Raw genomic sequence first — 15,561 nt, 5'->3', positions numbered from 1 at the left:
GCGCCCACCGGCGGGGAAGCGGTGGGCGCCGCGGTCCGCCGCTAGGCTCCGGTGGGTGCCGACCGTTCCCGCCTCGCCGACCGCGGAGCAGCTGCCCGTCCGGACCGCTGCCGTGTGGGCCGCGCTCGACCCGCTGGTCAGCGCCGGGGATGCGCTCCGCGTGCTCGACGTCGGCGGCGGCAGCGGGATGTTCGCCGTGCCCCTGGCCCGCCTCGGCCACAGCGTCACCGTCGTCGACCCCAGCGCCGACGCCCTCGCGACCCTGCGCCGGCGCGCCGAGACCGCCGGCGTGGCCGGGCGGGTGCGCGGCGTCCAGGGCGACGGCGACCTGCTGCACGAGGTGCTCGCCGACGACGGCGGGTACGACCTGGCCCTCTGCCACTCCGTGCTCGAGGTCGTCGACGACCCCGCGGTCACCCTGGCCGAGATCGCCGGCGCGCTGCGCCCCGGCGGCCGGGTGAGCCTCGCCGTCGCCAACCGGGCAGGCGCCGTGCTGGCCCGCGCGGTCGCCGGCCACCCCACCGAGGCCCTCGCGACCCTCCGCGACGAGGGCGCCCCCGGCCGCACGGCCCGCCGCCGCTTCGCCCCCGAGGACCTGCTGGCGCTCGTCGCCGGCGCCGGGCTGGCCCCGGGCGCCTGGCGCGGCATCTCCGTCGTGGCCGACCTGCTCGACACCGCCTCCGGCGCCGACCCGGCCGCCGTCCGGGACCTGGAGCTCGCGCTGTCCGGCACCTCGCCCTACCGCGAGGTGGCCGCGGGCCTCCACCTGCTGGCGACCCGGGCGTGACCACGGACGCCGACGGCGCGCTGCCGCCCGACCTGCACCGCCCGGAGTACGGCGTCGCCACCCTCGCCGACGTCCTGCCCGGTGTGGCGGCGGCCCTGGGCACCCCCGTGCCGCGGGGCGACCTGCCCCGCGACCCGCTGGGCCTGGCCGACGCCCTGCACGGCGCCCGGCGCGTCGCGGTCCTCCTCGTGGACGGCCTCGGCGCCGACCTGCTCCGGGCGCACGCCGACGTCGCCCCCACGCTGGCCGCGCTGGCCAGCCCGGCCGGCACCCTCCAGGCACCCTGCCCCAGCACCACGCCGGTCAGCCTCGCCACCGTCGGCACCGGCCTGCCCCCGGGCAGCCACGGCATCCTCGGCTTCGTCACCGACGTGCCGGGGCAGGGGCGCACCCTCAACCACACCCAGTGGGCCGACGACCCCGACCCCGCCGACTGGCAGGCCCGGCCCACCGTCTTCGAGCACGTCGCCGCCGGGGGCGCCGCGGTCACCGCCGTCGGCCCGTGGGCCTACGCGGGCTCGGGCCTCACCGTGGCCGCCTACCGCGGCGCCGCCTACACCGGTGCGGTCGGCCCCGGCGACCTCACCGCGCTCATGCGCTCGGCGCTCGGCGAGGGGCCCCGTTCGCTGGTGTACGGCTACATGGCCGAGCTCGACCTCACCGGGCACGTCCGCGGGGTCGACTCGCCGAGCTGGCGGGCCCAGCTCGCGCTGGTCGACCGGGTCGTCGAGCAGCTCGTCGACGGCCTCCCCGACGACGCCGCGCTGCTGGTCACCGCCGACCACGGGATGCTCGACGTCCCCGCGGCCACCCGGCTGGACCTGGACGACGAGCCCGACCTCGCCGACGGGGTGCGGCTGCTCGCCGGCGAGCCGCGCGCCCGCTACGTGCACACCGAGCCCGGCGCGGAGGCCGACGTGCTCGAGCGCTGGCGCGGGGTCCTCGGCGACCGGGCGTGGGTGGTCGGGCGCGAGGAGGCGATCGCCAGCGGCGTCTTCGGGCCGGTGGAGGAGCCGCTGGCGGCCCGCATCGGCGACGTCGTGGCGCTCGCCCGCGGCAGCTGGGCCCTGGTCAGCCCCCGGCTCGAACCCGGCCCCAGCCGGCTGGCCGCCTACCACGGGTCGCTGACCGCGACGGAGCTGGCGATCCCGCTGCTCGTCGCGACCGGTTCCGCGCTGGGCTGACGGGGACCACCGCGGACCAGGTCACCCCCGCCGGCGCGACGACTCCCGCCACTCCCGGGGCGTGAGGCCGTAGGCCTGACGGAACCGGCGGGTGAAGTGGCTGGCATCGCTGAACCCGCACTCCCGGGCGACGGCGGTGACGGTGCGGTTCCGCCGGGAGGGTGCGACCAGCTCCGCCCGCGCCCGCTCCAGCCGCTCGGCGATGAGCCACTGCTCGAGGCTCACCCCGGCGTCGGCGCACACCTTGTACAGCTGGCGGAGCGAGACGTTGTGCACCGCCGCGATCCGCGCCGGGTCGACGTCGGGCTCCGTGAGGTGCGCCCGCGCCCAGGCGAGCACCCGGGTCAGCAGCGTCTCCTCCCGCACCTCGCGGAGTGCCCGCCCGTCGCCGCCCGCCGAGACGAGCAGCGCGCGCACCAGCTCGGTGGTCGCGGTCCCCAGCGCGGCGGCCCCGGGGTCGGCCGCCAGCCCGTCCGCGTCCGCGGCCAGCCGCACCAGGTGGTCGCGGACGAGGCCGTGGAGCGGGCTGGCACGCAGCCGCGGCCCCGCCCGGCGCACGACGTCCCGCGGCAGGGCCAGCCGGTCGTAGGGGATCTGGAAGGCGCGCGAGCCGCCGCTGTCGACCCACGAGAACTCGTACGGCGCGGTCAGGTCGCTGAGCATGAGCTGCCGCGGCGGCACGAGCGTCTCGGCGTCGAACTGGCGGAACCGGCCGACCCCGCTGGCCTGCACGGCCAGCGCCACGACGGGCGGGCTCTCCATGCGCAGGTGCCGGGGCGTGCGGACGAGCCGGAAGCCCGACGCGTCGGTGGTGAAGAGGTTCGCCCGGCCGAAGTGCCACAGGTGCATGCGGGAGTGCACGCGGGAGTCGGGGCCGAGGTGCTCGATCCGGCACGGGACCGAGGCCTGGTCGAAGGCCGCGCGGAACGCGTCGACGCGGTGCTCCGGCGCGAGCGTGGCGGTGTCGAGCAGCTGCATCGGCATCTCCCACGGTGGAGGGCGACGGGAGCACGGGTGCGTGCCGGCCAGCGTGGCAGAGCAGCCGCGCTCGGGGAACCGTCCCGGGCGTGGACCGGGCGTGGACCGGGCGTGGAGAGGCCGTGCAGGGAGGGACCGGAGCTGTGCGCGCAGGGTCGATGCGGCCTCCGGCGACGGTGCCAGGGTCGGCGGATCGGATGGCCCGGCCGTCGCGCGGGCGTGGGAGGAGACGACATGACCGACATCCCCGTGCCCCGGCGGGCCGACGGGCCGGCCCCGGGCGGGCCGGACACGATCGTGCTGGTCCACGGCTTCTGGGTCACGCCCCGCAGCTGGGAGGACTGGATCGCGCACTACGAGGACAAGGGCTACCGGGTGCTGGCCCCGGCCTACCCCGGGTTCGAGGTCGAGGTGGAGGCGCTCAACGCCGACCCGACCGCCATCGCCGAGCTCACGCTGCCGCCGATCGTCGACTCCTACGCGGCGGTGATCGAGGAGCTGGACCGGCCGCCGATCCTCATCGGGCACTCCGCCGGCGGCGTGATCGTGCAGCTGCTGCTGGACCGCGGGTACGGCGCCGCCGGCGTCGCCCTCTGCTCGGCCCCGACCGAGGGCGTGCGGGTGCTGCCGCTCTCGCAGCTGAGGTCGACGTTCACCGCCTTCAAGAACCCGGCGAACCGGCACCGCGAGGTCCCGCTGACCGAGGAGCAGTGGCGCTACGCCTTCACGAACACCTTCACCGAGGAGGAGTCGCGCCGGCTGTACGAGCGGTACGCCATCCCGGCGCCCGGCAGGATCATCTGGAGCGGCGTGCTGGCCAACTTCATGCCGGGCCCGCAGGACGCGCACGTCGACTACGCCAGGCCCGACCGGGCCCCGCTGCTGTTCGTCTCGGCCGGTGAGGACCACATCATGCCGCCGAGCGTGCAGCGGTCGAACGCCGGGCACTACACGTCCGGCGTCGTCGAGCGGCTCGAGTACCCCGGTTTCGCGCACCTGCTGCCGGCCCAGGAGGGCTGGCAGGAGGTCGCCGACGCCGTCCTCGACTGGGCGGTCGCGCACGCCGGCGCGCCGCGGCAGGAGGCCGGCCAGCAGTGACCGGCGTCCGGCTCACCCACCTCGGCGGGCCGACGGTGCTCGTCGAGGTGGGGGGCCGGCGGATCCTGGTCGACCCCACGTTCGACGCCCCCGGCCGCAGGTACGCCTTCGGCTGGGGGACGTCGTCGCGCAAGCTCACCGGGCCCGCCGTGCCGGCCGCGGACGTGCTGCCGGTGGACGTCGTGCTGCTCACCCACGACCACCACGCCGACAACCTCGACGACGCCGGCCGGGCGCTGCTGCCGTCCGCCGGCGCGGTCGTGACCACCGTGCCCGGGGCCCGGCGGCTGGGCGGCTCCACCCGCGGGCTGCGGCCGTGGGAGACCGCGGAGCTCGCGGCACCCGGCCGCCCGGCCATCGAGGTGACCGCGACGCCGGCACGGCACGGCCCCCCGCTGAGCCGCCCCCTCGCGGGGGCGGTCGTCGGGTTCGCGCTCCGCTGGCCGGATCAGGACGGCGGCGTCCTCTGGATCTCCGGTGACACGGTGCTCTTCCGGGGCCTGCGCGAGGTGGCCGACCGGCTGGACGTCGGCACGGCGCTGCTGCACCTGGGCGGGGTGCGCTTCCCGGTCACCGGACCGGTGCGCTACTCGATGACCGCGCGCCAGGCCGTGGAGCTGTGCCGCCTGCTGCGGCCGCGGACCGCGATCCCGGTGCACTACGAGGGCTGGTCGCACTTCGTCCAGGGCCGCGACGCGGTCGAGGCGGAGTTCGCCCGGGCGCCGGCCGACGTGCGGGAGCGGTTGCGCTGGCTGCCGGTCGGCGAGCCGGTCGACCTGGCGGCCCCGACCGGCGGGTGACGCGGGCCGGCGGTGGCCCTGTGGCTCAGCCGGGTCCCGGCGCCGGCCCCGTGACGGCGAGGTGGTGCCAGGTCCGCACCCGGCCGGGTGCGGTCGCCTGGCAGGTGAGGTGCACCGTCTCCGGGGACGGGCGGCTCTCCACGGTGACGACGACGGCGCTCCCAGCGTGGGCCAGCGTGACCGCCCACCGCTCCACGCCCGGCTCGTCCGCGTCCCGCGGGACGACGCCGAGCGGGGCCAGGTCGTCGGTGCCGAGCGCGCCGAGCTCCTCCCGCGCGAAGTGCTGCGCGGCCTGCACCGGCGCGGCCAGCCCCGCCCGCCCGCGCAGCCACGGCAGGGCCACCTCGCCCCGGTCGTGCGCGGCGACGACCAGCCCGCCGTCGCCGGGGACCTGCCCGTAGTAGAAGCCGTGGGGCAGCACCAGCATGTTGGCCGCGAAGCGGTCACCGCCCAGGTGGCTGCACTCCCACACGTCGGTCGGTCCGGGTGCGGGCAGGGCCCGGGCCAGCGGCCGGCCGCGCAGCGCGCAGCAGGCGTCGTGGCCGCCGTGGGTGCAGACCAGGTAGGTCGGCCCGCGCGCCGGCTCGCCCACCGAGCCGTCCCACGGGACGGAGAGCAGGTCGGAGTCGGACGCCCGCACCGACCACCACAGGCCCTCCCGGCCGGGGCGGCCGTCGGCGTAGGCCCACCGCCGGCCGGAGTCGGCCAGCCGGTCGCCGGGCCGGCGCACCAGCAGCACCCGCACGCCCTCCCGCTGCGCGCGCTCGGAGAGCAGCCGGGCCACCCGCCCGTCGAACCGCGACTGCAGCAGGGCCTGCCGCCCCCACGGCCCCGGCTGCTCGACCAGCAGCCAGCGGGACACCGGGGCCGCCGTCGCCACCCCGGAGTCACCGCGCTCCAGCGCCTGCACCGAGCAGCGGCTCGCGTCCAGCCGGCCCAGCGGGCGGGCGGGGACGTCGGTGCGGCAGAAGTCGTCCCCACCCGCCGGGCCGGCCGGGGTCACGCCCCCCACCGGGTCACCGGGGCACCCCGGTGGCCGGCAGCTCGGCGTCGGGCACGGTCGCGACCGACTCGGTGACCAGCCGGCGGGCCAGCGTCAGCCGGTCGTCGGCATCCAGACCGGGCAGGTCGCCCACCTTGAGCTCCCCGGCGTCCAGGAGCTCGGCCAGCGCCGCGCGCACCTGCCCCGGGAAGGTGTGCGTGCGCCGCCCGGCGAGGAGGGTCACCCGGCCGTCGGGGGCGTCCCGCAGCGAGCACCGCAACCGCCGGCGCACGCGCAGCACGGACTCCGGGCCGAGGGCCGCGGCCGCGGCCGACTGGGCCAGCGGCGCCACCGGCTCGGGGCGCACCTGGGCCCAGGTGCGCTCGCGCAGCCGGTCGGCCACCTCGGTGGGGTCGACGCGGCCCAGCCACTCCTGCAGGCCGGCGATCACCGCGGCGACGTCGTCGCGCACGGAGTCGGGGCGGCTGAGGTCCAGGCCGAGCGGCAGGGAGCCGCGCAGCGCTCGGTCCTCGGCCGCGAGGGTGCGCACCAGGTCCAGCGCGGACTCGGCGGCCGCCCAGCGGGTGACGGGGTGGATGCCGACGGTCAGGTGCGCGCTGATCTCGCCCAGCGCCTTGGCCGAGTGCAGGAACCCGCGCGGCAGGTAGAGGGCGTCCCCGGGGCGCAGCACCGCGTCGATCACGGGCGGGTGCTCGGCCGCCGCGGCCACCTCGGCCGCGCGGTCGCCCCAGGGCTGGGTGCGCAGCGGGTCGGGGAGCACCGGCTCGTGGATGGTCCAGTGCTTCTCGCCGGCCACCTGCAGCACGAACACGTCGTGGACGTCGTAGTGCGGGCTGAACCCCTGGGAGGAGGGCGGGGTGATGTAGGCGTTGACCTGCGTCGGGTGGCCCAGGTCGGCGGCCAGCTGGTCGGCGAACTCGATCAGCGGCGGCCACAGCCGGTGCAGCCCCTGCAGGACGACGGTGCTCCCGTCGGCGAAGAGCCGCAGCACCGCGTCGGAGGAGACCTGGTCGGCGATCTCGGCGCCCGCGCCGCCCGAGGTGGTGAACCGCTTCGGGTCGACGACCGCGCCGTCCTTGGCGATGCGCAGGAAGGGCGTGCGCAGCCCGCGCCGGGACAGCAGCTCGTCGACCGCCGGCAGGTCCAGCAGGTCGGTGAAGGAGTTCCCGGTGTCCTCGGCGCGCGTCAGGAGCGGGTGCCGGGCCCAGTGCTCCCGCGCGAACTGCTCCGGGGCCATGTGCGTGCACCGCTGCAGGGCCGGGCGGAGCTGCAGCTCCGCCCGGCCCCGCGCGGCCGGGTTCTCGGTCAGGCCGACCCGTCCGCGCCGCCGTCGGCACCACCGTCGGCGCCACCGTCGGCACCGCCGTCGGCACCGCCGTCCGCGCCGCCGTCCGCACCGCTGTCGGCGCCGCCGTCGGCGCCGCCGTCGTGACCGCCGGGCGTGCCGCTCGCGCCGTGGTCGGCCGTGCCCGCGCTGCTGTCGGCCGGGCCGTGCGCGCCGCCGTCGGCGCCGCCGTCGGCACCGCCGTCCGTGCTGGTCATCTCGTCGTCGAGCGCCATGGGCTCCTCCGCTCCTGTCGGTCCGGGCCGCCGTGCGGCGGCCCCGGCCGCTGCAGTACCTCCCGCGCGCGGCGTTGACACCTGCGCCCACCAGCGGTTTCCACCCGCCCGGTCCGCCGCGGTCGGCCCCCGCGGGAGGCTCGGCCCCAATGTGACGATCAGGTCACGGCTGGCCGGTCGGGTGGGCGGCCGGGCCCGCAACGGGCACCCACGGGGGTGCGGGGGGCGTGCCCGAGCGCCCCGCAGCGGGACAACCGCACCACGACCGGAGGAGGTCACTCGTGACCGAGAGCCGTACGCGTACCGACACGACGTTCGAGGACAACAGGGTCCACGACAGGGCGGTCGACCGGCCGGCCGAGGGGGCGACCGCGACGGCGCCCTCTCTCACCGCGCCGCCCCGGCGCGACCGGGTCCGCTGGGGGCCGGTGTGGGCCGGCCTGATCGTCGCCGTCCCGACGTTCCTGCTGCTGCAGCTGGCCACACTGGCCCTCGGCTGGTGGGACGTCGGCCCGGGGGCCACCGGCAACAACGCCGACTGGATCAGCGGGATCAACGGGCTGATCGCCCTCTTCCTCGGCGGGCTGACCGCCGGTGCGAGCGCGATCTGGCGCGGGTTCAGCGACGGGCTGCTGCACGGCATCCTGGTGTGGGCGCTGACGGTGGTCTCCATCGTGTTCCTGACCCTGTTCGGCGGGGGCGCGCTGCTGGGCTCGCTCGCCGGCGTCGTCACCGACGTGACCGGCATCCAGCAGGCCGACCTGCCCGACGTCGCCGCCGGCCAGGTGGCCGACGTGGCGACCGCCAGCGCGAGCTGGGCCGTCCTGGGCCTGGGGCTGGGCATCGCCGCCGCGGCGCTGGGCGGCGTGCTGGGCGCCAAGATGTGGCCCAGCCGCACGGACGCCGAGCGGCAGCGGGTCGCGGCCGCCTGACGGCACCCCGCACCGCTATCGTCGACCCCGGATCGAACACCCGTTCGATCCGGGGTCGACGTGCGGGAGGGGCGGCGTGGGGCGGGACGGCGGGCGTGCGGGGGGCTGCACCGTGCTGCACGTCGACATGGACGCGTTCTTCGCCAGCGTCGAGGTGCGCCGCCGCCCGGAGCTGGCCGGCACCCCGGTGATCGTCGGCGGGGCGGGCAACCGCGGGGTGGTCACCTCGGCCACCTACGAGGCCCGCCGCTACGGCGTGCACGCCGCCATGCCCACGGCCCGGGCGCTGCGGCTGTGCCCGACGGCGACGGTCCTGCCGGGGGACATGGCGCTCTACGCCGAGGTGTCCCGGTCGGTCATGGCGCTGTTCCGGTCGATCACCCCGCTGGTCGAGCCGCTGAGCATGGACGAGGCGTTCCTCGACGTCGCCGGCGCCGGCCGCCGGCTCGGCGATGCCGCGGAGATCGGCGAGCACCTCCGCGCCCGGGTCTTCGACGAGCAGGGCATCACCTGCTCGGTCGGCGTGGCCGGCACCAAGTTCGTGGCGAAGCTGGCCTCCACGCGCGCCAAGCCCGACGGGCTGCTCGTCGTCCGCCCCCCGGAGGTCATGGGCTTCCTCCACCCGCTGCCGGTGGGCGCGCTGTGGGGGGTGGGCCCGAAGACGGAGGAGACCCTCCTGCGGCTGGGGCTGCGCACCGTGGGCGACCTCGCCCACGTGCCGGCGAAGACGCTCCAGCGGGCGCTCGGCGCCGCGGCCGGCGCCCACCTGCACGAGCTCGCCTGGGGGCGTGACCCGCGGCGGGTGGTCCCCGACGAGCCCGAGCGCTCGACCGGCGCGGAGGAGACCTTCGCCACCGACGTCGACGACCCCCGCGTCGTCCACCGGGAGCTGCTGCGCCTCGCGGAGCGGACGGCGGGCCGGCTGCGCTCGACCGGCTGGCTGGCCCGCACGGTCAGCATCAAGGTCCGCTTCGCCGACTTCACCACGATCACCCGCAGCCGCACCCTGGGGGCACCCACCGACGTGGGGCAGGAGCTCTACGACACCGCCCGCGCCCTCTACGACGCCCTGGGGCTGGACCGGGCCCGCATCCGGCTGGTCGGCGTCCGGGCCGAGCGGCTCGTGGCGGCCGGGTCGGCCCCCCGGCAGCTGGAGCTCGGCGCCCGCGAGCACGGCCGGCGGGAGGCCGAGCTCGCCGCCGACCGGGCCGCCCGGCGGTTCGGCGCCGGCGCGGTCCGCCCGGCCACGCTGCTGGGCCCCTCGGGCGCGTCCGGACGACCGGGGCGCTGAGCAGCGCGGACGTGCCGGGGCGTGCACCCGCGCGGGTGATCGGTGCGCGCGCTCGGCGGGTCGCCGAGGAGTCGCCTTTCGCCGCGTGCGATCGGCTCGTATCCTCGGATGCACCGTCGGCGGGAGCCTCCGACGGAACTGGCTCCGCCCAACTGGAGGTCGACGTGCCGCTCTCCGAGCACGAGCAGCGTCTGCTGGAGCAGATCGAGCGCGCCCTCGTCGATGACGATCCGAAGTTCGCATCCTCGGTCCGCACCGGCGATCGCCGTCAGAAGGCTCGCCGCAAACTGCAGCTCGGTGGGCTGCTGGTCGTGGTGGGCCTCGCCGTCCTGATCGCCGGCGCCGTCGCCGAGTCCGTCCCGCTGGGCGTCCTCGGCTTCCTGGTCGCCTTCGGCGGTGCCGCCCTCGGGGTGCTGCACTACCGGGGCGCCACCGGCGCCGTCGAGGCAGCCGGCCCGGCCGGGCCGCGCGGCTCCACCGCCGGCGGCCGTGGCGGCCGCCGCGGGCGGCAGCCGATGAAGAACCGGCTGGAAGAGCGCTTCCGCCGCCGCTACGACCAGTAGCCCCCGCCCACCGGCTCCCCGGCCGCCGTCCGCCCCGGACGGCGGCCGGACTCGTCCCGGCGCCACCGTCCGGCCCACGCCCGGGCACCCGCCACGAGCGAGGCCGGCCAGAGCAGCGCCCGCAGCCGCACCGACCGTGGGCGGGCCACCAGCAGCCCCCGGCGGGCCGCCCGCAGCGCCCCCCGCAGCTCGGCGGCCGGGGGCTCGCCGCCCGGCCGCCCGTAGCTGGCCGCCTCCTCCGCCCGGGCGAGCCGGCGCACGGCGGCCGCCGCCAGCTCCGCCGTCCTGCCGCCGGGGCCCCGGTCCAGCGTGCGGACGAGCGCCTCGGCGACGCGGCGCGGCGTCCACGACGGCTGCAGGTACACGCCCAGGTCGGCGGCCGAGGCGCGCAGCTCCGCCCAGGTGCCGGCGGCGCCGCCCCCCGCCAGCCGATGGCGGCGCTGCAGGGCGCGCACCCCGGCCGGCGCGGCCCCGACGAGGGCGACCAGCGCCAGCGCCCCCGCGGTGACCAGCAGCGGACCCCGGTCGGTCTCGGCCGCCGCCGTCGGCGCGGCCTGGGGCACCGCCTCCGGCAGCCGGTCCGTCCGCGGCGCCGTCGGCTGCGGCGCCGCCGTCGGCGCGGGCACGGCCGGGCCGTCGTCGACCCGCTCCTGCGCCGTCGCCCGCGGGGACCACGGGAGGTCGACCTGCCGGTCGACGGCCAGCGGGGTGGGGTCGAAGGGCACCCAGCCCACCCCCTGGAAGTACACCTCCACCCAGGCGTGCGCGTCGTCGCTGGTGATCAGCCGGCTGCGATCGTCCTGCACGTCGCCGGGCGTGTACCCCAGCGCCACCCGCGCGGGGAGCCCCGCCTGCCGCACCAGCACGGCCATGGCGCCGGCGTACTGCTCGCAGTAGCCGCGCTTGAGCCGCAGGAAGTCCACCAGGTCGTCGCCGCTGGTGCCGGGGGCGGTGGAGAGGCTGTAGACGAAGCCGTTGGCGCGGTCGCTGAGGTACCCCTGGATCCGCAGCACCCGCTCGTAGGGCGTCGCGGTGCCGGCGGTGAGCCCGGCGGTGAGCTCGGCGATCGCCGGGTCCAGCTCGGGCAGCGTGCCGAAGCGCTGCTGCACCGGGTCGTCCGGCGAGAGGGGCGCGGCGCGTGCCAGCACCTCGTCGGAGGGGCGCGGCTCCACCGCGGTCACCCCGTAGGCCAGCCCCGCGCTGGTCACCCCCCGGCCGAACACCGTGCCGGTCGCCTCGTCGAACCGCCAGGCGGCCGCCTCGCCGTCCACGCGGACCGACAGGGGGGAGGTCGGTACCGGGAGGAAGCGGTCGTCGTGCTCCAGGACCTGCACCTCGGCGGAGACCTGCCGCGTCGGCGGGCCGCCCGGCAGCGGCGCGAGCGCGCCGTCGTCGGCCACCGAGGTCTCGCCGTCGAGGTTGCTCAGCGACCACCCCGCGGCCGGGTCGTACTCGTCGAGGGCGACGGCGCGCAGGTAGCCGGGGTCGTCGACCGAGCTGGCCACCCGCAGCAGCGGGACCGGCTCGGGCAGGGTCAGCTGCCCGCGCAGTTCGGCGGCCGGGTCCAGCGACGTGCCCGTGGCCGAGCCGGTCCCGCCGCCGAGCCCGGTGGCGAAGGAGCCCTCGGGCAGGGTGGGCACCGCCGCGCCGAGGACCGCGCCGGCCGCCAGCGCCACCACGCCGATCCGCACCGCGGCCCCCGAGCCGCCGGCGGGGCCGGCCAGCTCGCGGCGCTGGTCGGCCCACAGCAGGACGGCGAACCCGGCGGCCGGCCCGACCAGCGCCACCAGCCCGATGCCGCCGGTCACCGTCGCCACCGGGACGCACACCAGGGGGAGCAGCGCCGCGCCGGCCACGGCCGCCTGCCGGCCGGCGACCGCCAGCGCGTCGACGACGACGGCGACCAGCCCGACGAACAGCGTGGTCAGCGCGAGCAGGCCGGTCAGCGGGAGGGCGGGGGTCGCCTGCTCGCGGATCTCGGCCGCACCGGCGCCGAAGACGTCGCCCAGCTGCGCGATCGTCGTCGGGGTGGGCAGCAGCCCGCCCAGCGCGGTCTCCGGCACGAACACCGCCGCGAGCACGCAGACCACGAGGACGAGCTGCCCGAGCGGCACGGCCACGGCCAGCACCCAGGGGGCGCGGTCGCCGGCGAGCCGGGTCACCGCCGCGCGCAGGGCCAGGCCGCCGGCCAGCACGGCGACGACGACGGTCACCACCGGTGGCACCCAGGCGCGGGTGGTGAACACGGGGGAGAGCGCCAGGGCGCCCAGCAGGGTCGCCGCGGCGGCGGCGACCGCGGCCCGGACGTCGGCCGGGCTCACCCCGCCACCCCCGCGGGCGTCCCGGTGAGGGCGGCCCACACCTCTCCGACGTCCTGCCCGGCGGTCGCGGTGGTGACCCGCCAGCCCGCGCCGGCGAGGACGGCGACGGCCTGCTCGCGCTGCACGGCGAGGGCGTCGAGCGCGGCACCGGTGGCGCCGCGCCGGCCACGCCCCGGCTCGCCCCACGAGGCGACGTCGAGGAGCACGGCGAGGCCGGGCACCGGGCCCTGGCGCAGCCGCGCCAGCTCGGCGACGTCGTCGGGCCCGACCGCGCCGAGCAGGCAGACCAGCGGGCCGTCGCCCGCGGCGCGGCAGGCCGCCGGCGCGGCGTCGGAGAGGACCCGGGCGCGGGAGGGCGCCAGGACGGCCAGCCGGTCCAGGAGCTCCTCGGCGCCCAGCGCCGCGCCGGCGGACGCGGGACCGGGTTCGTCGCCGGCCGTCACCACCCGCAGCCGCGCCCCGCGCCGGGCGAGGTCGGCGCCGATGCTGGCGGCCGCCTCGACCAGCCACTCGAAGCTGTCGCCCGGCGGCGCCGGGTCACCCGGTGGTCCGGGGACCCGCCGGGCGTCGTCCCACGCGGGCGCGACGAGGTGGGCCCGGGCCCGGGTGTCCAGCAGCAGGGTGCCCTGGGCGCGCCAGGGGGTCTCCTCGAGCCGCACCTTCAGGTCGCCGGTGCGCGCGCTGGCCCGCCAGTGCACCTTGCGCATGTCGTCGCCGCGCCGGTACTCGCGGATGCTGACGTCGTCGTCACCGTGGACGGCGAACGCCCGGTGCACGCCGTCGCCCCCGCCGCTGCCGCCGCCGGGGCCCCCGCGCCCCAGCGGGCGGACGCGGGGCACCACGACCAGCGCCGCGGTGCCCGACCCCGTGGCGGTGCGCTCGACCAGCCCGAAGGGGTCCAGGACCCGCAGCCGCAGCGGACCCAGCTGGTAGCGGCCGCGGTGCCGGCCGGCCACGCGGTACCGGACGGTCGTCGTGGCGCCGGGCGCGAGGCCGGCCACGGTGAAGCGGTGGGGGCGGCCCAGGGTCGCCGGGAGCTGCTCGGTGAGCAGCCACAGCCCGCCCCGGCGGGCGTCGACGTTCTGCAGCCGCAGCTCGACGTCGGCCGCGGTGCCGCGGGGGACCCGCTGCGGGGTGACGGAACGCCGGGTGGTGACCCGGAACCGCCCGCGCACCACGGTGACGCCGGCGAGCAGCGGCAGGACGAGCACGAAGGCGGCGAGCTGGACGAGCGCCTGCTCCCCGAGCACGGCACCCACCAGCCCGAGGGCGATGCCGCCCGCCAGGAGCGAGCGGCCGCGGGGCGTGAGGGCGCCGCGGGCCCGGACCGGACCGCCGCCCACCCTCAGCGCCTGCGGGGGACCGGGACGGAGGCCACCAGCGAGGCCACGACCTGCTCGGCGCTGCGCCGGGCGACCACCGCCTCGCCGGCGAGCAGCAGCCGGTGGGCCAGCACCGGCACGGCGAGGGCCTGGACGTCGTCGGGCAGCACGTGGTCGCGCCCGTCGAGGGCGGCCGAGGCGCGGGCGGCGCGCAGCAGCTGAAGGCCCGCACGCGGCGAGGCCCCCAGGCGGAGGTCCGGCGAGCGGCGGGTGGCCTCGACGAGGGCGACGACGTACCGGCGGGCTGCCTCGGCGACGTGCACCAGCCCCACGGCCGCCACCAGGGACCGGACCAGGGCGGCGTCGGCGACCGGGCGCAGCGCGGTGAGCGGGTCGACCGTCGACCGGTCGTCCAGCATGGCCAGCTCCGCGGCCGGGTCGGGGTAGCCCATCGACACCCGGGCGGTGAAACGGTCCCGCTGGGCCTCGGGCAGGGGGTAGGTGCCCTCCATCTCCAGCGGGTTCTGCGTCGCCATGACGAGGAAGGGCCGGGCCAGCTCGTAGCTGACGCCGTCGACGGTGACCTGGCGCTCCTCCATGCACTCGAGCAGCGCGGACTGCGTCTTGGGGGAGGCGCGGTTGATCTCGTCGGCGACGACGACGTTGGCGAAGATCGCGCCGGGCTTGAACTCGAACGCCCGGGTCTCCTGGTCGTAGACCGCCACGCCCGTCACGTCGCTGGGCAGCAGGTCGGGCGTGAACTGGATGCGCCGCACCGTGGCGTCGATCGACCCCGCCAGCGCCTTGGCCAGCGTCGTCTTGCCCACCCCGGGCACGTCCTCGATGAGCAGGTGCCCCTCGGCCAGCAGGACGACCAGCGCCAGCCGGACGACGTGGTCCTTGCCCTGCACGACGCGGCCGATCGAGGCCGCGATCCGTGCGCCCTCCGCGGCGACGTCGACCGACGCGTCGGCCGTCCCGTCGGCGGACCGTGTCGCCTCCGTCACCGCTCCACCGTACGTGCCGGTCGACCCCCCGTCCCGGGTGCTGACCACCGTGCGCCTGCGCGCCCGCCGGCGGCCCGCGTCGCCGGTGGGGGCGGCGGGTCACGACACGGCCTCAGGTGGTGTCCAGTGGGGGCGAGTGGGTTACTGTGTCGACCGGTGGGGAGGCAGGGTTCCGCCAGGGGGACCTGCAGAGCCATGGGAGGACCGATGCGGGAGGTGATCCGGTGTTCGTCGGCAGCTACCAGTTGCGGCTCGACGAGAAGGGCCGGCTCGCACTCCCCGTCCGCTTCCGCGACCAGGTGGCCGACGGCATGGTGATCAAGAAGGGCCAGGACCGCTGCATCTACGGGCTGACCATGGCCCGGGTCGCCGAGCAGAGCGCCGCGATGGCCGCGATGGCCCCCTCCGACACGGCCGCCGCCCGCATGCGGGCCCGCATGAGCTTCGGCTCGATGGTGGAGCTCGAGCCCGACAAGACCGGCCGCATCACCATCCCCGCCGGCCTCCGGGAGTACGCCCACCTGGACCGCGACGTGGTCGTGGTCGGCGTGGACACCCGCTTCGAGATCTGGGACTCCGCGACCTGGGACGCCTACGTGGCCGAGCAGGAAGCCGCCTTCGCCGACATGGAGAGCGAGGGGATGCCGACGCTGTCGTGATCCCGGGAACGCCCCACCCGCTCCCACCGGCCCCCGCGCCGCACCGTTCGAGCCGC

The 15,561-nt window shown here is 77.9% G+C and carries 15 protein-coding genes; 8 read left to right on the top strand and 7 right to left on the bottom strand.

Annotated features, from left to right (window positions below):
* The first annotated feature begins 55 nt into the window (after nt 1-55).
* Both E9529_RS08200 and E9529_RS08195 read left to right on the top strand, forming a co-directional pair.
* Entirely contained in the window at nt 56-787 is a 732-nt protein-coding gene (locus E9529_RS08200) for a methyltransferase domain-containing protein (protein ID WP_236830664.1), read from the top strand.
* On the top strand, nt 784-1,971 hold the full coding sequence (locus tag E9529_RS08195; RefSeq protein ID WP_236830663.1) for an alkaline phosphatase family protein: 1,188 nt from the start codon (nt 784-786) through the stop codon (nt 1,969-1,971). Before E9529_RS08200 ends, E9529_RS08195 begins: the two co-directional genes overlap by 4 nt.
* A 21-nt stretch (nt 1,972-1,992) precedes the next feature.
* Here the strand turns inward: E9529_RS08195 and E9529_RS08190 are convergent, their stop codons facing one another.
* A complete protein-coding gene (locus E9529_RS08190; RefSeq protein WP_236830662.1) occupies nt 1,993-2,949 on the bottom strand; it encodes a helix-turn-helix domain-containing protein in 957 nt (318 codons plus the stop codon).
* Nucleotides 2,950-3,183: 234 nt separating this feature from the next.
* Between E9529_RS08190 and E9529_RS08185 the strand changes: the two genes are divergently transcribed.
* The gene (locus tag E9529_RS08185; protein ID WP_236830661.1) at nt 3,184-4,047 is read left to right on the top strand and encodes an alpha/beta hydrolase; all 864 of its coding nucleotides are present in this window, start codon (nt 3,184-3,186) and stop codon (nt 4,045-4,047) included.
* Complete coding sequence (locus tag E9529_RS08180) at nt 4,044-4,847, top strand: MBL fold metallo-hydrolase (protein ID WP_236830660.1); 804 nt, start codon at nt 4,044-4,046, stop codon at nt 4,845-4,847. The genes E9529_RS08185 and E9529_RS08180 overlap by 4 nt, the downstream gene beginning before the upstream one ends.
* A 25-nt stretch (nt 4,848-4,872) precedes the next feature.
* On the opposite strand, the gene E9529_RS08175 is transcribed toward E9529_RS08180, so the two are convergent.
* The 3 genes from E9529_RS08175 to E9529_RS08165 all read right to left on the bottom strand — a co-directional run bounded on the left by E9529_RS08175 (nt 4,873) and on the right by E9529_RS08165 (nt 7,410).
* Nucleotides 4,873-5,850 (bottom strand): sucrase ferredoxin, encoded by a 978-nt coding sequence (locus tag E9529_RS08175; RefSeq protein WP_236830659.1) that lies wholly within the window; start codon nt 5,848-5,850, stop codon nt 4,873-4,875.
* A 13-nt stretch (nt 5,851-5,863) separates the two neighbouring features.
* Nucleotides 5,864-7,087 carry a cupin domain-containing protein gene (locus E9529_RS08170; RefSeq protein ID WP_236830658.1) on the bottom strand — a complete coding sequence of 408 codons (1,224 nt, stop codon included), beginning with the start codon at nt 7,085-7,087 and terminating at the stop codon, nt 5,864-5,866.
* Nucleotides 7,088-7,155: 68 nt separating this feature from the next.
* Nucleotides 7,156-7,410, bottom strand: coding sequence for a BatC protein (locus E9529_RS08165; protein ID WP_236830657.1), 255 nt, complete (start codon nt 7,408-7,410; stop codon nt 7,156-7,158).
* A gap of 281 nt (nt 7,411-7,691) precedes the next feature.
* On the opposite strand from E9529_RS08165, the gene E9529_RS08160 reads away from it, so the two are divergent.
* The 3 genes from E9529_RS08160 (at nt 7,692) to E9529_RS08150 (ending at nt 10,196) form a co-directional block, all read left to right on the top strand.
* A complete protein-coding gene (locus E9529_RS08160) occupies nt 7,692-8,342 on the top strand; it encodes a permease (RefSeq protein ID WP_236830656.1) in 651 nt (216 codons plus the stop codon).
* Between the two features lie 112 nt (nt 8,343-8,454).
* Nucleotides 8,455-9,633: a DNA polymerase IV gene (gene dinB, locus E9529_RS08155; protein WP_236830655.1), complete on the top strand. Its 1,179-nt coding sequence runs from the start codon at nt 8,455-8,457 to the stop codon at nt 9,631-9,633.
* A gap of 164 nt (nt 9,634-9,797) precedes the next feature.
* Nucleotides 9,798-10,196, top strand: a complete 399-nt coding sequence (locus E9529_RS08150; protein WP_236830654.1) for a DUF3040 domain-containing protein — start codon at nt 9,798-9,800, stop codon at nt 10,194-10,196.
* Here the strand turns inward: E9529_RS08150 and E9529_RS08145 are convergent.
* From E9529_RS08145 to E9529_RS08135, 3 genes are read right to left on the bottom strand one after another with little or no spacing between them, the layout of a single operon-like run.
* Nucleotides 10,184-12,517: a DUF3488 and transglutaminase-like domain-containing protein gene (locus tag E9529_RS08145; RefSeq protein ID WP_236830653.1), complete on the bottom strand. Its 2,334-nt coding sequence runs from the start codon at nt 12,515-12,517 to the stop codon at nt 10,184-10,186. The two genes, E9529_RS08150 and E9529_RS08145, sit on opposite strands and share 13 nt — an antisense overlap.
* Entirely contained in the window at nt 12,514-13,860 is a 1,347-nt protein-coding gene (locus E9529_RS08140) for a DUF58 domain-containing protein (protein WP_236830652.1), read from the bottom strand. The genes E9529_RS08145 and E9529_RS08140 overlap by 4 nt, the downstream gene beginning before the upstream one ends.
* A 2-nt stretch (nt 13,861-13,862) precedes the next feature.
* A complete protein-coding gene (locus E9529_RS08135; RefSeq protein ID WP_236830651.1) occupies nt 13,863-14,846 on the bottom strand; it encodes a MoxR family ATPase in 984 nt (327 codons plus the stop codon).
* 224 nt (nt 14,847-15,070) lie between these two features.
* Here E9529_RS08135 and mraZ point away from each other — a divergent pair, with 224 nt between their 5' ends.
* Nucleotides 15,071-15,505 (top strand): division/cell wall cluster transcriptional repressor MraZ, encoded by a 435-nt coding sequence (mraZ, locus tag E9529_RS08130; protein ID WP_236830650.1) that lies wholly within the window; start codon nt 15,071-15,073, stop codon nt 15,503-15,505.
* Nucleotides 15,506-15,561 lie beyond the last annotated feature (56 nt).

Origin of the sequence: Blastococcus sp. KM273128, assembly GCF_021698975.1 — a bacterium.
Classification (GTDB): Bacteria; Actinomycetota; Actinomycetes; order Mycobacteriales; family Geodermatophilaceae; genus Blastococcus.
This window is presented reverse-complemented; position numbering and strand designations above follow the sequence as displayed.

Coding starts and splice junctions, on each gene's coding strand:
- E9529_RS08165 (WP_236830657.1), bottom strand. CDS start 7,410: ATGGCGCTCGACGACGAGATGACCAGCACGGACGGCGGTGCCGACGGC.
- E9529_RS08185 (WP_236830661.1), top strand. CDS start 3,184: ATGACCGACATCCCCGTGCCCCGGCGGGCCGACGGGCCGGCCCCGGGC.
- E9529_RS08190 (WP_236830662.1), bottom strand. CDS start 2,949: ATGCAGCTGCTCGACACCGCCACGCTCGCGCCGGAGCACCGCGTCGAC.
- E9529_RS08170 (WP_236830658.1), bottom strand. CDS start 7,087: ATGGCCCCGGAGCAGTTCGCGCGGGAGCACTGGGCCCGGCACCCGCTC.